16 protein-coding genes are annotated in these 19130 nt (G+C 43.1%); 10 read left to right on the forward strand and 6 right to left on the reverse strand.

Annotated elements, in window-relative coordinates; all coding sequences use genetic code 11:
• Nucleotides 1–19: 19 nt before the first annotated feature.
• A complete protein-coding gene (ilvA, locus tag JMW64_RS06775) occupies nt 20–1573 on the reverse strand; it encodes a threonine ammonia-lyase, biosynthetic (RefSeq protein WP_201553782.1) in 1554 nt (517 codons plus the stop codon).
• Between the two features lie 194 nt (nt 1574–1767).
• Between ilvA and JMW64_RS06780 the strand changes: the two genes are divergently transcribed.
• The 5 genes from JMW64_RS06780 to rpiA all read left to right on the forward strand — a co-directional run bounded on the left by JMW64_RS06780 (nt 1768) and on the right by rpiA (nt 5599).
• Entirely contained in the window at nt 1768–2142 is a 375-nt protein-coding gene (locus JMW64_RS06780; protein WP_201553783.1) for an ArsR/SmtB family transcription factor, read from the forward strand.
• Nucleotides 2143–2267: 125 nt separating this feature from the next.
• Entirely contained in the window at nt 2268–2672 is a 405-nt protein-coding gene (gene arsC, locus JMW64_RS06785) for an arsenate reductase (glutaredoxin) (RefSeq protein WP_201553784.1), read from the forward strand.
• Nucleotides 2662–3408, forward strand: coding sequence for an arsenical resistance protein ArsH (arsH, locus tag JMW64_RS06790; protein ID WP_201553785.1), 747 nt, complete (start codon nt 2662–2664; stop codon nt 3406–3408). Before arsC ends, arsH begins: the two co-directional genes overlap by 11 nt.
• A gap of 81 nt (nt 3409–3489) precedes the next feature.
• Entirely contained in the window at nt 3490–4800 is a 1311-nt protein-coding gene (locus JMW64_RS06795) for an arsenic transporter (RefSeq protein WP_201553786.1), read from the forward strand.
• 139 nt (nt 4801–4939) lie between these two features.
• Nucleotides 4940–5599: a ribose-5-phosphate isomerase RpiA gene (gene rpiA, locus JMW64_RS06800; protein WP_060491162.1), complete on the forward strand. Its 660-nt coding sequence runs from the start codon at nt 4940–4942 to the stop codon at nt 5597–5599.
• A 132-nt stretch (nt 5600–5731) separates the two neighbouring features.
• Here the strand turns inward: rpiA and argF are convergent, their stop codons facing one another.
• The 3 genes from argF to dnaB all read right to left on the reverse strand — a co-directional run bounded on the left by argF (nt 5732) and on the right by dnaB (nt 9513).
• The gene (argF, locus tag JMW64_RS06805) at nt 5732–6649 is read right to left on the reverse strand and encodes an ornithine carbamoyltransferase (RefSeq protein WP_055124903.1); all 918 of its coding nucleotides are present in this window, start codon (nt 6647–6649) and stop codon (nt 5732–5734) included.
• A 189-nt stretch (nt 6650–6838) separates the two neighbouring features.
• A complete protein-coding gene (gene alr / locus JMW64_RS06810) occupies nt 6839–7945 on the reverse strand; it encodes an alanine racemase (RefSeq protein WP_201553787.1) in 1107 nt (368 codons plus the stop codon).
• 164 nt (nt 7946–8109) lie between these two features.
• Nucleotides 8110–9513: a replicative DNA helicase gene (dnaB, locus tag JMW64_RS06815; protein WP_087815967.1), complete on the reverse strand. Its 1404-nt coding sequence runs from the start codon at nt 9511–9513 to the stop codon at nt 8110–8112.
• Between the two features lie 347 nt (nt 9514–9860).
• Here dnaB and pdxA point away from each other — a divergent pair, with 347 nt between their 5' ends.
• The 5 genes from pdxA (at nt 9861) to JMW64_RS06840 (ending at nt 14283) form a co-directional block, all read left to right on the forward strand.
• A complete protein-coding gene (gene pdxA, locus JMW64_RS06820; RefSeq protein WP_201555059.1) occupies nt 9861–10952 on the forward strand; it encodes a 4-hydroxythreonine-4-phosphate dehydrogenase PdxA in 1092 nt (363 codons plus the stop codon).
• Between the two features lie 244 nt (nt 10953–11196).
• Nucleotides 11197–11805 (forward strand): hypothetical protein, encoded by a 609-nt coding sequence (locus JMW64_RS06825; RefSeq protein WP_201553788.1) that lies wholly within the window; start codon nt 11197–11199, stop codon nt 11803–11805.
• A gap of 112 nt (nt 11806–11917) precedes the next feature.
• Nucleotides 11918–12136, forward strand: a complete 219-nt coding sequence (locus tag JMW64_RS06830) for a DUF4926 domain-containing protein (protein WP_201553789.1) — start codon at nt 11918–11920, stop codon at nt 12134–12136.
• Between the two features lie 344 nt (nt 12137–12480).
• Nucleotides 12481–13344 (forward strand): 16S rRNA (adenine(1518)-N(6)/adenine(1519)-N(6))-dimethyltransferase RsmA, encoded by an 864-nt coding sequence (gene rsmA, locus JMW64_RS06835; protein ID WP_201553790.1) that lies wholly within the window; start codon nt 12481–12483, stop codon nt 13342–13344.
• Nucleotides 13345–13440: 96 nt separating this feature from the next.
• The gene (locus tag JMW64_RS06840; RefSeq protein ID WP_201553791.1) at nt 13441–14283 is read left to right on the forward strand and encodes a symmetrical bis(5'-nucleosyl)-tetraphosphatase; all 843 of its coding nucleotides are present in this window, start codon (nt 13441–13443) and stop codon (nt 14281–14283) included.
• A gap of 102 nt (nt 14284–14385) precedes the next feature.
• Here the strand turns inward: JMW64_RS06840 and JMW64_RS06845 are convergent, their stop codons facing one another.
• Complete coding sequence (locus tag JMW64_RS06845) at nt 14386–16866, reverse strand: site-specific recombinase (protein WP_201553792.1); 2481 nt, start codon at nt 16864–16866, stop codon at nt 14386–14388.
• 405 nt (nt 16867–17271) lie between these two features.
• Nucleotides 17272–19056, reverse strand: coding sequence for an acyl-CoA dehydrogenase C-terminal domain-containing protein (locus tag JMW64_RS06850; protein WP_201553793.1), 1785 nt, complete (start codon nt 19054–19056; stop codon nt 17272–17274).
• Nucleotides 19057–19130: the final 74 nt, after the last annotated feature.

The following is a 19130-nucleotide window of genomic DNA, read 5'->3' on the forward strand; positions in this document are numbered from 1 at the left end:
ATGGATTAATAGTTTATTTTTATTTCAAAAATAATTGATAACCAATATTGTCATTGAGCATGGTGCAGTCATAGCCGATATCGAGTAACGCGTCTTGTAATTGACGAGAGTTACCTTCAGACGCTTGCAAACCGACCAGTACGCGACCTTCGGCGGCACCATGATTGCGATAATGAAACAAAGTGATATTAAAGTCATCACCCAGTTTTTCTAGAAACTTCAGCAATGCCCCTGGACGTTCAGGGAAAACCACACTTAATAATTGCTCGTTTGCGACATGCGCATGACCACCAATCAAATGGCGGATATGCGATTTGGCAATATCATCATCGGTCAAATCATGAGCTGTATAGCCATCAGCTGCCAATTGGGTACGAATGGTTTTACGCTCTTTGTCGCCTTCTTTTAGCGCGATACCGACAAATATTGATGCAGGTTCCATAGAGTCAGGTGATTTTTTACTATCGGCGCGATAATTAAACTCAGTAATATTGCGTCCATGTAAGCTACGACAGAAATTTAAGAAAGCGCCTGTCTGCTCAGGAATCGTCACACCAAAGATGGCTTCTTTTTTCTCACCAATCTCAGTACGCTCAGCGATATAGCGTAGGCGGTCAAAGTTCATATTGGCACCGCAAATAATACCGACGCAGTTTTTACCTTGTAAATTATGGGCTTCGATATATTTTTTCATACCAGCAACGGGTAACGCACCCGCAGGCTCAACGATACTGCGATTTTCTTCAAAGATGTCTTTAACCGCTGCACATACTTCGTCATTGGTACAAGTCACCACTTCAGGCTCGACTAAAGGACCTGATTTATCACTCTTTTGCATACGGATAATTTCAAATGGCAATTCGCCGATTTGAGCAACTGCCACGCCGTCGACGAACAGTCCAACTTGCTCAAGCTTAACGCGCTCATTGGCTTCAAGCGCCGCTTTAAGAGAAGCTGATTGCTCTGCTTCCACCGCAATCACTTTGACATGCGGGGCAACTTCGCCCAAAAATGCCGCGACACCTGAGATGAGACCACCACCACCAACCGCAACAAACACATAATCCATGTTGCGCCATTGCTGGGTGAGCTCAAGACCAATGGTGCCTTGCCCGGCAATGACCAATTCATCATCGTAAGGTGGGATAAAGGTCAGACCTTCTGTTTCAGCGCGATTGATTGCATAACGGTTGGCTTCATCGAAGCTATCACCATACAAATCGACATTGCCGCCTAGTGCTTTAACGGCATCTACTTTGATGTCAGGGGTGGTGGTCGGCATCACGATGATATTGTTTAGGACAAGTTTACGCGCAGAATAAGCAACCCCTTGGGCATGATTACCTGCTGAGGCACAAATGACGCCGTGGGCTTTTTGCTCATCACTTAATTGACTAATTCGATTATAGGCACCACGCAATTTAAAGGATTTGACCGGTTGCAAGTCTTCGCGTTTAAAACGAATGTCATTAGCAAAACGTTGGGTCAGCTTGGGTGCCGCTTCAAGTGGTGTTTGAATTGCCACGTCATAGACGGTGGCTTGCAAGATGGCTCGTACCCAATGTGACAGCATAATGTCCCCTAATAAAAAGTGTGGATGAATAGAAAATTAAATAGATTAGCCTATGCTGATTTTAACGGTCTTGCAAGACCCTATTGCAGTTTTTGCAGCGATTTCAATTTTTGATGAAAGATAGGGTTGGTTTTATCTCAATATTTTTTAAATAAAATATTGAATTATTTCCATATGTCTGTATTATTGGACATATGGAAATAATAAATGCTATCGCAAGCTTTGCTGCGCTCTCTCAAGATACTCGTCTCAAGGCCTTTAGGTTGCTTGTCAGCCAAGAGCCCGTTGGTCTGCCAGCAGGTGAAATTGCTCGTCAACTGTCTGTGCCACATAACACGATGTCAGCGCATTTATCGGTGCTGGCTCGTGCAGGGTGGGTGGTGTCTCAACGGCACAGTCGGCAGATAATTTATCGCGCCTCACTGTCACATATGGAGGAGGTTATTCAGTTTCTATTGCAAGATTGTTGTGCAGGACATCCAGAATTATGTGCGTCTCTGATGGACAGTTTGAGCGGATGTGAGCGTGCTAAACCTGCTGATGCAGACAGTCTTTCAAACCATCAGTAAGCCAATAACGGGTTCAATAAATCTCTTTAATACTAGGGCGTATCATCATTTTTAGCTCATTTAGCCAATTTTTTTAAGATTTGGGACATACCCTAAGCATATTCATAAATATAGGTAAAATTACTATGACATCAATAATTTTTCACAATCCAAAATGCGGTACTTCTCGCAATACATTGGCCATCATGAAAGCATCAGGCGAAAATCCAGAAGTGATTGAATACCTTAAAACCCCACCAAGCCGTGATTATTTAGTTGAGCTGTTGGCAAAGATAAACCTTTCACCAAGAGAGCTGTTACGAAGCAAAGAGCCTGTCAATGATGAGCTAGGATTAGACAGTTCTGAACTGTCTGACGATCAAATCATTGATGCGATGATTGCCCATCCCATTTTAATCAATCGCCCTATCGTGGTCACCAATAAAGGCGCGGCATTATGCCGCCCCTCAGAACGCGTATTTGAATTATTAGAGAATCCCGTGAGCAGCTTTACTAAAGAAGATGGGGAAATGATTTATCATGGCAAATAAAACAGCAGATTTAGATGTAGTCGATTTGGGTGATTTGCCCAATATTGATGTAGACAGTATACAGCCTATCGATATTGAGTCTTTAATTGGTACACATGACCCGCGCCATGCGCCAAGAATATTGGTGCTATATGGCTCTCTACGCCAGCGCTCATTCTCTAAACTGGCCAGTGAAGAAGCGAGCCGTCTATTGCGTTGGTATGGTTGTGAGGTTCGAACCTTTGATCCGACGGGTTTACCATTGCCTGATGCTGTTGATGCCAATCATCCAAAAGTACAAGAGCTGCGAGAGTTGGCGCTGTGGTCAGAAGGTATGCTTTGGGTGAGCCCAGAGCGTCATGGCAGTATGACCAGTATTATGAAAGCACAAATTGACTGGATTCCATTGTCATTAGGTGGTGTGCGTCCAACCCAAGGCAAAACTTTGGCAGTGATGCAAGTCAGCGGTGGCAGCCAAAGCTTCAATACGGTTAACCAGTTGCGCATTCTTGGGCGTTGGATGCGGATGATTACCATACCCAATCAGTCCTCTATTCCTAAAGCCTTTTTGGAATTTAACGACGATGATCGTATGGATAAGTCTCCTTTATATTTGCGTCTCGTGGATGTTTGTGAGGAGTTGGTAAAATTCACTTGGCTGACTCGTGGACGCTCAGCCTATCTGACTGACCGTTACTCTGAACGAGTAGAAAGCGCAGAGGAGCTGTCGCAGCGCGTCAATCAAAAATCACTCTAATTTATTTTCTAATACTTCATTTTCTAATACTTGCTCTTACATAATTGTTCTTATAATAATTAAGCCTAAAAAGGTTACTCAATGATCGCATTGATGATATTTATCGTGACTTTGGTTTTAGTGATATGGCAGCCCAAAGGACTGGGTATTGGCTGGAGTGCAATGGGCGGCGCATTGGTCGCCTTGGCTTTTGGCGTGGTACAGCTCTCCGATATTGGCATTGTGTGGGACATCGTTTGGGATGCGACTTTTACCTTTGTGGCGCTTATCATCATCTCGCTTATCTTAGATAAAGCAGGATTTTTTGGCTGGGCAGCACTGCATGTGGCTAGGCTTGGCAATGGGCAAGGACGTTTGCTATTTCCTATGATTGTGATTTTAGGTGCGTTTATCTCGGCATTGTTTGCCAATGATGGGGCAGCATTGCTATTGACCCCAATTGTTATCGCTATCTTACTACGTCTTAAATTCTCACCACCATCTGCTTTGGCTTTCATTATCGCAACAGGTTTCATTGCTGATACCGCAAGTCTACCGTTAGTCACTTCTAATCTGGTCAATATTGTTAGTGCTAATTATTTTGACATTGGGTTTGGTCGTTATGCAGCAGTGATGATACCGGTCAATATTGTCTCTGTATTGGCGACGCTCGCCGTATTATGGGTAGTCTATGCGCGGCACATTCCAAAACACTACTCCATTGCTGATTTGAGTGCACCCGAGTCTGCGATTGAAGATCCGCTGGTCTTTAAAGCGGCCTTTCCGTTGCTCGCGTTGCTACTTATTGCCTACTTTACGACTGAGTCATTGGGCATTGCTATCTCCTTGGTGACAGGAGTGGCGGCGTTAATATTAATGGCAATTGCAGGTCGCTGGTGGCGAGGAGGGCGTGATGCTGTTGTTTCTGTATCTGATATCCTGCGTCAAGCGCCTTGGCAAATAGTATTATTTTCCATCGGTATGTACTTGGTGGTTTATGGCTTGGGCAATGCAGGATTGACTGCCTATGGTGCTCAAGTTTTGAATTGGCTAGGGCAGCAGGGTACGGTCATCGCAACAGTAGGAACGGGATTCCTCTCTGCTATTGTAGCCTCTGTCATGAATAATATGCCGTCTACTTTAGTAGGTGCACTGGCGATTGATAGTGCGCAAGTACCTGATGCCACTCGAGAGCTGATGATTTATGCTAACGTGATTGGTAATGATTTGGGGCCGAAATTCACACCTATAGGTAGCCTTGCAACTTTATTGTGGCTCCATGTATTGGCAGAAAAAGACTATAAAATCAGTTGGGGGCAGTATATGAAGATTGGACTGCTTATTACCCCGCCCGTACTATTGGTCACGCTACTGGCTTTGGTTGTTTGGTTGCCTTATCTGTCTTCATTTTAAAATTTGAGTGAATGTCTTGCGATTAGCGTGGCTATTACGCTGACATCCATTAAGCTCATCGGGTATAATGGCGGCGTATTTTACCTTTTTACCCTTTACTTTTTTTAAAGCGATACGTTTATTTTTCCAAGGATTTATGATGAGTGATCAGCAAGCACAAAAGCAAGCCGCAGCCAAAGCGGCTCTAAGTTATATCGAAGATGACATGATACTTGGAGTAGGCACAGGCAGTACGGTCAACTGTTTGATTGAATTATTGCCAACTGTAAAGCTTGCTGGCGCGGTGGCTAGCTCACAGGTCACTGAAGACAAACTTCGTGCCCTTGGTATTGAAATAGTCGATTTGAACTTTGCTGGTACGCTTGATATTTATATCGATGGGGCAGATGAGGTCAATGAGCATTTGCAATTGATAAAAGGCGGCGGCGGCGCGCTCACTCGTGAGAAAATCGTGGCAGCGGCTTCTAACAAATTTATATGTATGGTTGATGAAAGCAAAAGCGTTGAGGTGCTAGGTCGCGAGTTTCCTGTTCCTATTGAGGTACTGCCGCAAGCACGTTCTTATGTCGCACGGCAATTAGCCCGTATGGGCGGTGAGCCAGTTTACCGCGAAGATTTTGTGACTGATTATGGCAACGTCATCTTAGATACTTATGATTTGGATGTTAGTAATCCGATAGCGCTTGAAAAAGAGCTGAATAATATTGTGGGTGTCGTGTGTAATGGTATTTTTGCGGCCAATCAAGCTGATGTATTGCTGAAAGCAGGTAGTAATGGTGTGACGACACTTATTCGTTAAAAAATGCTTACTCGTTAAAAATCGGTTAAGCAGTGGCTTATCGTTCATCATAAAATAAAAAGGCAGATCACACTAAATGTGGTCTGCCTTTTTCGTACTTACTCTTCCATAAATAGATTATGGCTACATTGTTTAAAGTTTAATTTTATCTTTTAGCAAAAATTCCATCAAGGCTTTTTGCGCATGTAAGCGATTTTCTGCTTCATCCCATACCACTGAGCGTGGGTCGTCAAGCATATCATGAGAGATCTCCTCACCACGATGCGCGGGCAGACAGTGCATAAATACCACTTCAGGATCGGCTTTGTCCAATAGCGATGGCGTTACTTGATAAGCGGCAAAACGGCGCGCACGAGTGTTTTGTTCAGACTCTTGTCCCATGCTTGCCCATACATCGGTGACAATTAAGTTTGAATCTTTCGCGGCTTCTTGTACGTTTTCGACAATACTGACGCAATGCGAGAAGCGTTTCATCAGCTCAGGGTCAGGCTCAAACCCATAAGGCGCAGCGACGCGTAGCTCAAAGCCAAACTGATGGGCTGCTTGCATATAGGATGCACACATATTATTGCCATCACCAACCCAAGTGACAATTTTATTTTCGATACTACCGCGATGCTCATAATAGGTTTGCATATCAGCCAGTAGCTGGCAAGGATGAAATTCGTCAGTTAAAGCATTGATAATAGGCACGCTTGAGTATTCAGCAAAGGTCTCAACTTTTTCGTGACCAAAGGTACGAATCATGATGATATCAACCATGCTAGAGATCACACGTGCTGAGTCTTCTAGCGGCTCACCACGCCCAAGCTGGGTATCATTTGGCGACAAAAAGATAGCACTACCACCAAACTGACCCATACCCGTCTCAAATGAGATGCGCGTACGGGTTGAGGATTTTTCAAATATCATGCCAAGCGTACGACCAACAAACGGCTGATATATCTCGCCTGCGTGTTGCATCTTGCGCAATTCGCTAGCGCGTTTTATAAGGTTTTCTAGTTCTTGTTTGGTTAAATCAGATAAGGTCAAAAAATGGCGCAAACTCATAGTAATCCTAGCAGTCGATCGCAGTCAGTGAAACGTCATCAGTCTTTAATAGCATCGCGTCAGTGCGTATACTGGGGTGACAACAAACTTTTAGTATAGCGCAATTAGGCTTAATGTAAATGTCCAATTTGCCGTGATTTATAAGTCTGGCAAACAGACATGACATGAATAGTGATGAGGTCAGTATAATTATACTTGTATGCGATTTGGGCGAATGCTTAGGCGGCATAGTAGCTCATAGCTAATCGTACCTGCATGTGCGGCGACTTCATCAACGTGCGGAGCATCGCCCCACAGTATTACTTTGCTGTCTACCGCAATGTCTTCTGGTGCGGTACTGACATCAATGACAATCATATCCATTGCCACGCGTCCAATGACCGCGCATCGGTAGCTTTGATGGTTGGTAGTATCTATAACAGTGACATAGGCTTCATCGCTGATGACACGAGGGTAACCATCACCGTAGCCGACACTCACCAGCGCTGTTCTAGTGTCTTTCTGCGCTGTCCAACGACTGCCATAGCCAATAGCATTGTCTGCCTGAACTGTTTGCAGGGCGATAATTTGTGCGCTGAAATCCATCGCTGGCTGTAAGTCTAACTCATGCGCGCTTTTATCAATGACAGGGGCGCTACCATATAAAATAATGCCGGGACGTACCCAGTCATAATGATGCTCTGGAAAATTAACGATACCGGCTGAATTGCATAATGAGCCTTTGATATCGTTGCTAACAGTCTCTTGCAAAGTGCTTAATACATCTGAAAAACGCTGTATCTGCATCGCATTTAATGGATGAGTGCTGTCATCGGCATTAGCAAAATGCGTGGCTAGTATCAGCTGATATCCCGCTTCATGCAGGCGCTTAGCCGCTGCCATAATATCTTCAGCGTTGAAGCCTAGACGGTTCATACCAGTATTATATTTAAGCCAAACCACTCTGGTCGCACTATTGGCTGGTGGGATATTGTCGAGTGCCCACTGCAATTGCGGCACATGGTGAATCACGCAGCTAATATCATGCTCAATGGCTTGCTGCCACTCATCAGCGGTAAATGCCCCTTCAATCAAACCAATCGTTTTGTCCCAGCCTAACTGCCGAGCTTCTAGCGCCTCAGTCAAGGTTGCAACACCAACACCGTCTGCTTGTTGCAATGCAGGCAATACCGCTGCCACACCATGTCCGTAAGCATTGGACTTGACCATGGCTAGGACTTTAGAGTTTGCTGCCATTTTCTTAACTTGGTTTAAGTTGTGAGTAATGGCTTGTGGTTTGATTGTGATAGTACGCATAATTGGCTTCTTTATAAGTAGAATTATGAAATTATAAAGCCAGTACTGCATCAATTGGGCTGATGCAGCACTGGCTATTTTATTAAAAACTATTTGTTCGCTTATGATTAAGCTTCAGTCTTTATCAGGATGATTTTTATTAGGCTTAAGTTTTATAAGATTAATCATTCGTCGTTTTCGAAACTGACGTTTTGATAGTATTCTGGCGTTAGGTTAATAAAGCGGGTAAATTGCCCTTCAAAGCCCAAACGTATGGTGCCGATAGGGCCGTTACGCTGCTTACCAATAATGATTTCAGCCACGCCTTTGTGGTCTGTATTCTCATTATAAACCTCATCACGATAGATGAACATAATCAAATCGGCATCCTGCTCAATCGCACCCGATTCACGCAAATCTGACATGATAGGGCGCTTGTTAGGGCGGTTTTCTAGACTACGGTTAAGCTGCGACAAAGCGATAACAGGGCATTCAAGCTCACGTGCTAGCGCCTTGAGACTCCGTGAAATCTCAGAGATTTCCCCAACACGGTTGCCATCTAGGTTTGGCACTTTCATCAACTGGAGATAATCGACGACGATAGCGCCAAGCTTGCCATCATGATTTTTGGCGATACGGCGGCAGCGTGAACGCATCTCAGACGGTGGCAAAGCAGTACTATCATCAATATAGAGATGTTTAGATTGCAAGTGTTGAATGGCGTTCATCATTTTTGCCCATTCATCTTCATTCATTTGCCCAGAACGCAGATGCGTCTGATTAATCGCGCCCCATGAGGACAGCAAACGCATGACGATAGACTCAGCAGGCATCTCCATCGAAAACACCACAACAGGCAGATCTTCGTTAAATAAAATCCCTTCTGCCAAGTTCATGGCAAAGGTGGTTTTACCCATAGAAGGACGGGCAGCCACGATGATTAAGTCACCTGCCTGCAAGCCTTGGGTTTTATTATTCAACTCAGCAAACGGCGTCTGTAAACCAATCATGCCATCGGGATTGGATTTTAGCTCTTGAATCTTATCAATAACGTTGGTCAAAACAGCAGTAATGCCCACAGGTCCACGCTGTTCAGCGCGTTTGTTATGCTGCTCATTGATGCTAAATATCTTACCCTCAACACTGTCTAAAATATCACTGACGCTCTGGTCTTTAGGATTATAGGCGAGCGTGAGCATCTCATTGCCAGTCGTAATCAGTTGGCGTAGAGTAGATAGTTCACGGACGCGCTGAGCATAGGCGGTCAGGTTAAACAAAGTCGCAGGGCTTTGACTCAAAATATCTGCCAAGTAGCTATCGCCGCCTGCACTTTTAAGGAGTTTTTGTGCTTCTAGCCAGTCGTGTACCATGACCGTATCATAGGGTTCGTTGACTGCCGCTAAATGAGCAATAGCATCAAAAATATACTGATGTCGCCCTGCATAAAAATCATCTTTGGTAACGATATCAGCAATCTTGTCGTACGCCTCTTCGATACTCATTAAGGACGCGAGCAATGCCTTTTCAATATCGATATTGTGCGGCGGTGTCTGATTGAGTAAGTCGTCGGTTTTTTCGTTGTCTGCCATGATTGCCTAATGTGTCAAAAGTCGATATAAAAGAGGGTATAAATGGGTATGTGATATCAGAGTTTCATTGGGTGCTGATACAGCAAATAAAACGCCACGTGCCACTATAATTGAAGTACCAAAACCTGAGCTCGGTGTTGACTGGTAAATGCTATAATGAAAAGCGAAAGTTTAACACATAATAGGCTTTTTTCGTCACCGATAGACAACTATCTATTCTAGATGACGGTTGTAATAAGTAAAAAATCATCTATACAATATAAGTGTCAGTACTTATTTTTCCCATAAAAAATACAATAAAATTCACGACTTAATATAAATATAAAGGCGTAGTTACGATGCAAGATATACAAAAAAAATTGCCATTATTAATCACAACTGGTGAGCCTGCTGGTATTGGGATGGATATCGTGCTGCTATTAGCGGCTGAGGGTAAATTGCAAGATTTTGAACGCCCAATTTGGGTCACCGCCGATAGCACTGCTATGACAAAGCGCGCAGATGAGTTGGTTGCAGCTGATGTATTGAAAAACCCTCCAATCTGGCAAATTATTGATATCGATGCCGATGACTTTAATTTTAACGTTGTAGAGCAGATGTTGCAGCCAGATACTGACGTGGATAGTTCTTTTATTCTGCTTAATATATCTTGTGCTGAGCCAGTTGTCTGCGGGAAAATTAACACGCACAATTCAGCAATGGTTGCTAAGCAGTTAGACGTTGCCCATCAGTTGGCAACCAATAAAACAGTGGCGGCTATCGTCACTGGACCATTGCAAAAGTCTGCATTGATAGAAGCCGGTATTAAGCTATTAGATGGCACGATGTTTAGTGGTCATACAGAGTTTTTTATGCAGCAAAGTGGCTGTGATAAAGTGGTTATGATGCTCGCCAATCAAGCCATGAAAGTCGCGCTTGTCACCACTCATTTACCACTAAAAGATATCCCTGCTGCAATTACGTCTGACAATGTACGCCAAACCGTACAAATTGTCGTCGATGAGATGAAAGCAAAATTTGGCTTAACGCAACCACGTATATTGGTCTGCGGTCTCAATCCACATGCAGGCGAGGGTGGGCATTTAGGTATAGAAGAGATTGAAATTATCAATCCAGTCTTGCAAGAATTTATCAAAGCAGGCGTCGATATATCAGAGGCGATGCCAGCGGATACCTTATTTACACCCAGACATCTAGCCAACTGTGATGCGGTGATTGCTATGTATCACGACCAAGGCTTGCCAGTGCTTAAATCACATGGTTTTGGTGATACGGTTAATCTGACTTTAGGTTTGCCTTATATTCGCACCTCAGTTGATCACGGTACGGCGCTTGATTTAGCGGGACGCGGTGGCGCAAGTGCGACTAGCTTATATCAAGCGTTGAATATGGCTAATGAAATGGCAGACAAATCGCTTATTAATAGACTTCTTGCATAAGTCGGTGCCTTAGCGACATTTATCACGCAGTATTGGGTAACTTTAGTGTGAGTAATGGCTATTTATGAATTATCAAATAGGGTTTAATATAATTGGTTCCACCATAGCAGTCTGTTATAAGTGGTCTATTAATAGGTTTAGAGAGCTGAAATAGCTGGTTCTGCTAGAGGTATGCCTAAAATACATATTCAACGCACCCTAAAGATACAGTTTCCTAATATACTGGCATTGCAGGTGAAAAATAATGAGCTATTTAAATGAAAAATGGAAACCAAACTTTGGAATTGTATATACATGGTTTGCAATGGATAAAAATGGTTTAATTGCTATGATGTTTAACAACTCGTGGGGAGATATACCAAAATCTATTCTAGGAATTAATGGCGCTGAGTTATCATTAGATGATCTAAATGAATTTACTTATGAAGAGTCTCAGAAATTTTCTGAATATCCTGTTCGTAAGGATGGTAAAGCTACTTTAGATCTATATTCTAGTCTAATGTACAGAGACTACAAGTCTAAAAAAGAGGTTGAAAACTTCATTCAACACGGATTACGTGATGAAAATGAAATATCTGATTGGACTGTTCCTTCCTTTAAAGGTTACTTTATTTATGAAGCAGTTGAAGGAAGTAATGAAGGAGAAGATTATCCTGTGGGATATGAAGGTCAGACTAAAATAGGAGATTATTTTCGTCATCTTATGCCAACAGTATATGGTTCTATTAATGACTTCCCAAAAGAGCTATGGTACGGTATTGCCGTTTCAGATACATTAGATTTTACTAAAGATAGAGTGCTTGACAATGACAAGATCAATAACTACTTTCCTAGAAATTATGAATCCAGATAGACAATGATCCTTTGAATCTGCTACAACTTATTCATAGCCGATAGTTCGATGCCTGTATAGCGCACCGAACACATTCCCATAACAGACGTTATTAAATATAAGGCTTAGCAGTATGTTGAATATAAACGATGTTATTAAGGTATCAAAAAATATTCAAGACGATATCAGAGCAGGTCATTTGGGTACTGTAGTACATATTTTTGATCAAAATCCCCCTGTGTACTTAATTGAGTTTGTAGATGATGAAGGCCGTACAACTGAAATGGCATCTCTAAAAGAAGAAGACATGAGCCTTTATTGGGTTGCCAGCACTAAAAAATATTTTAATTAGTTAACCCAATCATTAAGTACATTCAGATGTACACTGATTCAATCTAAAATCCCATATATGTTGAAATCAATTGAGCTACAACCTAAGATTCAAGTCCTCACTGGGAACCATGCTTACTCTCATAATACTCTTATAATAAACGATTTTAGAAAAAAATAAGGCACTATGTCGATTGCGCTAAGGTATGAGCTGTTTATCGATAAAATGTCTCAAAAATACAGCAAATTTACGAGCTGTGGTATAATTTCGTATTACAAAACGAGCCAATAAAAGCGCCTATAAAACCAGTATATTGCTGCCATAGCGCTATAGCCCATTTATCTTTTATCGATTAAGACCTTTTTATGTCCAAAATTTCGTTTGATGCTCAGTCTATTACCAACAGCCTACGCGCTGCCAAACACCAACCGCGTAAGCGCTTTGGTCAAAACTTCTTACATGATCGCAGTGTCATCCGTGAGATTGTTGAGAGCATTCGCTTAGAGCGCGATGACAATTTGATTGAGATTGGACCAGGGATGGGCGCACTGACTGAGCCATTATTGGCAGAGGTGGATGCGATGACTGTGGTCGAGCTGGATCGAGATTTGGCAGACAGTCTGCGTATTCGTATCGGTGCCAACAGCCATCCAAACTTTACGATCATCAAAGACAATGCCATGCATGTCGACTATCGCGAGCTGTATAGCGATGAGCATGGCAAGCTCCGTGTGGTTGGTAATCTGCCGTATAATATTTCTACGCCTATCTTATTTCATCTGCTCAGCTATGCCGATGTGATTCAAGACATGCACTTTATGCTGCAAAAAGAAGTGGTCGAGCGTATCACAGCTGACGTTGGTAGCAAAACTTATGGTCGCCTATCTGTCATTATGCAGTATCACTGCCATACCGATTATCTACTGACCGTACCACGTGGTGCTTTTAATCCGCCACCAAAAGTAACCAGTGCGGTTTTTCGTTTGACGCCGCATATCATTAAGCCAGTCGTCGCAGAGGACGAAGAGTATTTCGCGCTAGTGGTACGTGAAACCTTTAACCATCGTCGTAAGACGCTACGTGCCATCTTTAAAAAATCAACGTTGCTACCGACATTGAGCGAAGAAGATTTTGCAGCGTGTAGCATCGACCCACAAGCACGTCCTGAAGTCTTAAGTGTGAAGGATTTTGTGAATTTGAGTAATCAAGCGCGTAAAGTAGAGGTTTAAATTGAGCTACTGCCGATTCGTCGTCAAAGACATTTATATGGAAATGACGATATAAAATTTTCACATAAAACTATCACGTAAAAATACTGAGGATTTATGAGCTTTCGCCATCAGTATGTCATCGGTGACCTGCAAGGTTGCTATGCGGCGTACCTTCATTTACTTGAAATATTGGATTTTAATCCTGCACAAGACAAGCTATGGTTTGCAGGGGACTTGGTGGCACGTGGTGAAGACTCGCTAAGTACCTTGCGTCATGTCAAAGCACTTTGCGAGCAAGGCGCAGCCGCGACAGTACTCGGCAATCATGATATCAATTTGATCGCTGTCTGGCGCGGTGCGACAAAGATTAAAAAAAAGGATCAGACAGCGCCTATTTTTGCTGCCGATGATTGCGATGAACTGCTTGAATGGCTACGTCATCAGCCAGTATTGGCTTTTCCTGATGAGCAGACGGTATTGGTTCATGCTGGCATTCCACCGCATTGGACGGTTGAGGCGGCCGCAAATCACGCGCAGCAGTTAGAGTCACAATTGCAAAGCAGTTTAAAGCAGCTGGATCGTTTATTGCCGAATTTATATAGTAAGACTGCTGATGACTGGCATCCAGATATTAGCGGCTTTACCAAAATGCGCGCAATTGCCAATTATTTCACTCGTATGCGGCTGTGTAAAAAAGATGGCACGTTAGAATTTAGCTTTGCAGCAGGGTTAGAAGCGTCTATGCCAGAGGGTTTTTTGCCTTGGTTTGAATGGCAAGTGCCGCGGACTCGCAAGGTACTATTTGGGCACTGGGCAGCGCTGAAAGGTGAGGTAGACTTACCGTATGCGCGTGCACTTGACGGCGGCTGCGTTTGGGGAAATGATCTATTGGCTTATCGCTTAAGTGATGGAAAAATCATCAGGTCAAGTGCGCATTGCTTACAGCCAGATACATAATATTAAGGCATGGACTCATTTCTATCTCTGCTTTTAAAATGAGGTCATGTCGCAACTATTTGGCTTATCCAAACGATTTATTAAACCACCAAAACCTTCCCATTAGCTGGGTAGGTTTGGTGGTTTTTTGGGTTTAGGTAGTGAGGTTTTAGTATCGCTCGCAGCCTTGTTTTCAGGGTTGCTGTTATCGCTTTCAGGATGGGCAATCGCCTCATTACCCTCAGTAAAGGCGTTATGCGCTTTATCATATTGAATATCACTACTATAAGGGACGCTATTGAGCTCCTCATCTATCAGCCCATCATCGAGTTCAATGGTTTTTTTGGTACTGATATGATTGGTGGTGCTGTGTGTTTCCCGGCTTTTTAGCGCAGCGTCAGTGTCAGCATTTGAGATGTTATTATCGTAATCTATGTCTGTGATAGCCTGTTCATTTTGCATGCTTTTTTGCTTGGATTTAGGTAGGATTTTTACATCAGACAAACGGCGCACTACATAATTATTGGGAATAGTTTGTCCTCCTTTATGAGCGCTGGTATCGTCAAAAATCATATGTCCTTGGCTGTCGATACGAGCATACTTCATTGGCTTATCACGTGGCCAGAAAAAGTCTGAAGGATGGGTAAGCATATGGCTGAAAAGCTGCTTGGTTAAACGACTCCACTCCATGAATTTGACTTCTTTAGAGCGCAGTGCCACAAATAAGGCGAGCGAGAAGCTGACCATGAGGTTCACCATGCCGATAAGGGCAACGCCTAAAATAGAAATAAACACAATCTGCCAATCCCACTGGTTGGCAGATATATTAAACAGTCCATGCGCCAAATTTGCCGAGGCAAACGCAATGTGGCGAATATCAATCGGTAAGCCAAATAAATAGCCAATTGTTGCAGTACTACCTAAGAACACCCCGAACAAGAAATTGCCCATAATGGCGCCAAGGTTGGCTTCTATAAAACCGCCTAAACGCTGTAACCAAGTTTTTGGTAGTAGGTATTGAAGTAGTTTGTGGCGCTGAATACGGGCACCGATTTGGTTGTAGACTGCCAAGTTATCGTAGTAACCAGCAATAAGACCCGATAAAAATAAATAGACGCCAGCAATGGCCGCGTGGGGCAATGCCAGTGAGTGAAAGGGGTCAAGATCATGCAGTAAGTGTGCAGCCTTGTCGGTATTGATCATCGGCGCACCAGTATATTGTAGCCATGCAAAAGAGATAATCAGAGCGACTGGTATCGCTAGCATAATATTACCCATAATCGCCACAAACTGGGTACGTAAAATATCGACCACCAATTCTGATAATTTATTTAACTGGTGTGACTTTTTGCCAGAACCGTCCGAGATAGTAGAGGCGATTGCCGCCGCCGTCATAGCAGGCTGTTTGGTAGCAACCGTACCATGAACGATATGGATAAAAACAAAACCCAATCCATAAATCATACTATTGACAAAGGCGCGTCCCATCGGTGCGAGGGCTAGGTTATAGGCTAATATCTTAAGCGTTGCCATAAACGCAATAATAAAACCACCGATAGAGGCTTTCTTGAACATTTTTTGGTAGCCCGATTTATCGGTACTAATATAATGTTCACCCACGCGGCTGGCATTTTCAGTGACTTTGCGCGACAGCAGCTTGGTATTATTATCAATTAAGTATCCGATACTATAACGGCGGCTCGCAGTGGTAATCAGCGCTTGAATCAACTCAATGAGCGCCTGATCACGCTTATCATAATTATCTGCTACCAGTTCAGTTAGGATGCGCATACGTTGCAAGCTTTGGTCTAAACGCAGCATCATGTTGGTCAGGCGAATAGAGATTCCTGTTTTATAAATGCGCTTGCGTATCGTGGCAACGATATCTTCGCATTGTTCAATCATGACCAATAACGGCGCAGGATCTACCGCTTTTTCGGGCGTAATATCCGTTAAAGTATCAAGCTCATGCGCTTCTCGGTACTGATTGACGTATAAGACCGCCTCTTGATTTTGTGCCACAAATGACGCTGAATAATTCAGCATTTGCGGATAAAATTCCATCAAATCTGGATGCAAGCCAATACCGCTGATACGGTATGACAAAATGATAATCGCGTTCAAAATACTGTTTTTTGCTGTCGCAACTAAGTTTAAATGCTGCTCATCGACTTTGAGTAGCTCAACCAGTTCATCCCATTTGTCTTTTTTAATATTGGCAAGCCAGCGCTCATCATAGCGTTTATCAAATAAATAACCGACCAATTCTACGACAGAATCTTCTTGTGGCAGTAGCGGTAAAAAACGGTGCCCGATAAGGCGACGTAGACTATTAAAAAAGCCCTGATCCGACATGATGCCGGTATCGGTATATAAAGCAATTTGGCGATATTCAATAATCAGTTTTAAGACGAAACTTGACAGTCCATCTGCATATTCTGGATGTTGACGTAAAATATCAATCAGCTCTTGAATGTTTTGATTGGCTAATGTGGGCTCTTTATCACTCACTCGTAGCTCATCGATTAGGCGCTTGAGTACCGCAGGATCTGGCACATCACTTAAGGCTGTAATCTGTTGTAAAATGTGTTTTATTTCTGACACATTGCATCCCTTGTGGTGGTTATTTCAATCATTGTTATTATTGAGTATGAGCAAAGATATAAGTGCTTTGAATGGCTATATTGGCTATCAATGTCGCGATATCTACCACGATTGATTGTTAGGTTTTTAATTTACAGCTCACTAATTTGGAAATTATTGGTTCAGAGCTTATTGGTTTCGGCGTTAAAGATATTTGTACCAATCTTAATGTTGTGACTTTGCGTTATTTTAATCGTAACAATGCCTGAGCGGTTAATTATTTTGTTAGCAGTTATTTTGTGGCGCTCATTATATCGATTGTGGAAACCATCACTGTGATGATATTTTTGGCAAAAAAAGGGACAGTAGCGTGACTGTCCCCTTATCGTAGTGCGGTATGGCTTACTTTATTATAAAAGTAAGAAATTAGCTAGCAGGTACATCAAAGTAGCTAAGATCAAAGTTCATCATTGGATCACTACCAGCTTGAACCATTTGTGCATGAGCATCAATGCGTGGCAAAATACGCCCGACGAAATAATCGGCAAGCTTGGCTTTATTGGTATAAAACTCACCTTCTTTACCGTTAGCGGCTTCTACCATCAACGCAAACATGTACGAATAAGCGAGGTAACCAAAGGCATGCATGTAGTCAACGGCACAGCCATTGACTTCGTTTTTACGCTCGCCAATGTTGCTAAGCACAGTGTTAGTCAATGCTTCAATCGTGTCAGCAGCATCTAGCGTTGCTTGCTTGATACCATGATCTGCTTGCATGTTATTGACAAAATCACGAATTTCACCTAAGAAATGAGTGACGTATTTGCCGTTATTTTTCGCCACTTTACGACCTAGTAGGTCAAGCGCTTGAATACCATTGGTGCCTTCATAAATCTGGGCAATACGGGTATCACGAACGATTTGCTCCATACCCCATTCGCGGATATAGCCGTGACCACCAAATACTTGCTGGCAATCAATGGTGGCTTCTAACGCTTTGTCAGTCAAGAACGCTTTAGCAACAGGCGTCAATAGGGCAACACGCGCGGCAGCAGCTTGAGCGGCCTCTGGATCGGTACTAAACTTCTCCTGATCAAGATTTTTGGCAACGTACATCGCAAAGCAACGTGACGCTTCAGTATTGGCTTTGGCATTTAATAGCATACGGCGTACATCGGCATGATGAATGATGGCATCTGCTGGTTTTTCTGGGCTTTGCAGTTGGGTATCGCTACGACCTTGACCACGATCATTGGCGTATAGCGCTGCGTTTTGGTAAGCAAGCTCAGAACCACCAAGGCCTTGCAGACCCATGGTGACACGCTCATAGTTCATCATAATAAACATTGATGACAGACCCGTATTTTCGGCACCAACCATCCAGCCTTTAGCGCTGTCAAAGTTCATGACACATGTGGCTGAGGCTTTGATACCCATTTTGTGCTCAATAGAGCCTACTGCTAAAGTGTTACGCTCGCCTAAGCTGCCATCTGCATTGACCAAAAATTTTGGTACGACAAATAGCGAGATCCCTTTTGAGCCTTCTGGCGCGTTGGGGGTTTTTGCCAATACCAAATGAATGATATTGTCAGTCAGGTCATGCTCACCGCCAGTAATAAAGATTTTGGTACCAGAGATATCATAGCTACCGTCATCATTAGGGATAGCTTTTGTTTTGATGATACCTAAGTCAGTACCAGCATGTGGCTCTGTCAAGCACATGGTGCCCGCCCACTCGCCGTTGTACATTTTTTCTAGGTAGGTTTGCTTTTGTTCTTCAGAAGCCGCTGCGTTTAGGCACAGTGTTGCGCCAACGGTTAGGTTAGGGTAGAGGGCAAATGATTGGTTAGCAGTGAATACCATCTCTTCAGTCAGCATGGTCACCATTTTTGGGAAACCTTGACCACCGTATTCAGAATTACCACTTAAGCCGACCCAGCCAGATTCAGCATACTGCTTATAAGCTTCTTTAAAGCCAGTTGGAGTCGTAACGACGCCATCACCTTGGAAGGTTGCGCCTTCTTCATCACCGCTACGGTTGATAGGTAACAAAACGTTTTTTGTCAGTTTTGCCATTTCTTCCAAAATCATATCGACCGTTTCCATATCGACATGAGCTAAGTTTTCGTTGTTTTGCCAAAATTTAGGCGCGTTAAATACATCATTTAAGATAAAGCGCATGTCATTGAGAGGGGCATTATAAACAGCCATAAACATTCCTTTGGTTCAAATAAATAAAAGTAAAGTTGTTAAAGATATCAATTGTTCTTTTGGTCTAACCTTAG

The sequence above is a fragment of the Psychrobacter immobilis genome (assembly GCF_904846065.1).
Taxonomy (GTDB): domain Bacteria; phylum Pseudomonadota; class Gammaproteobacteria; order Pseudomonadales; family Moraxellaceae; genus Psychrobacter; species Psychrobacter immobilis_H.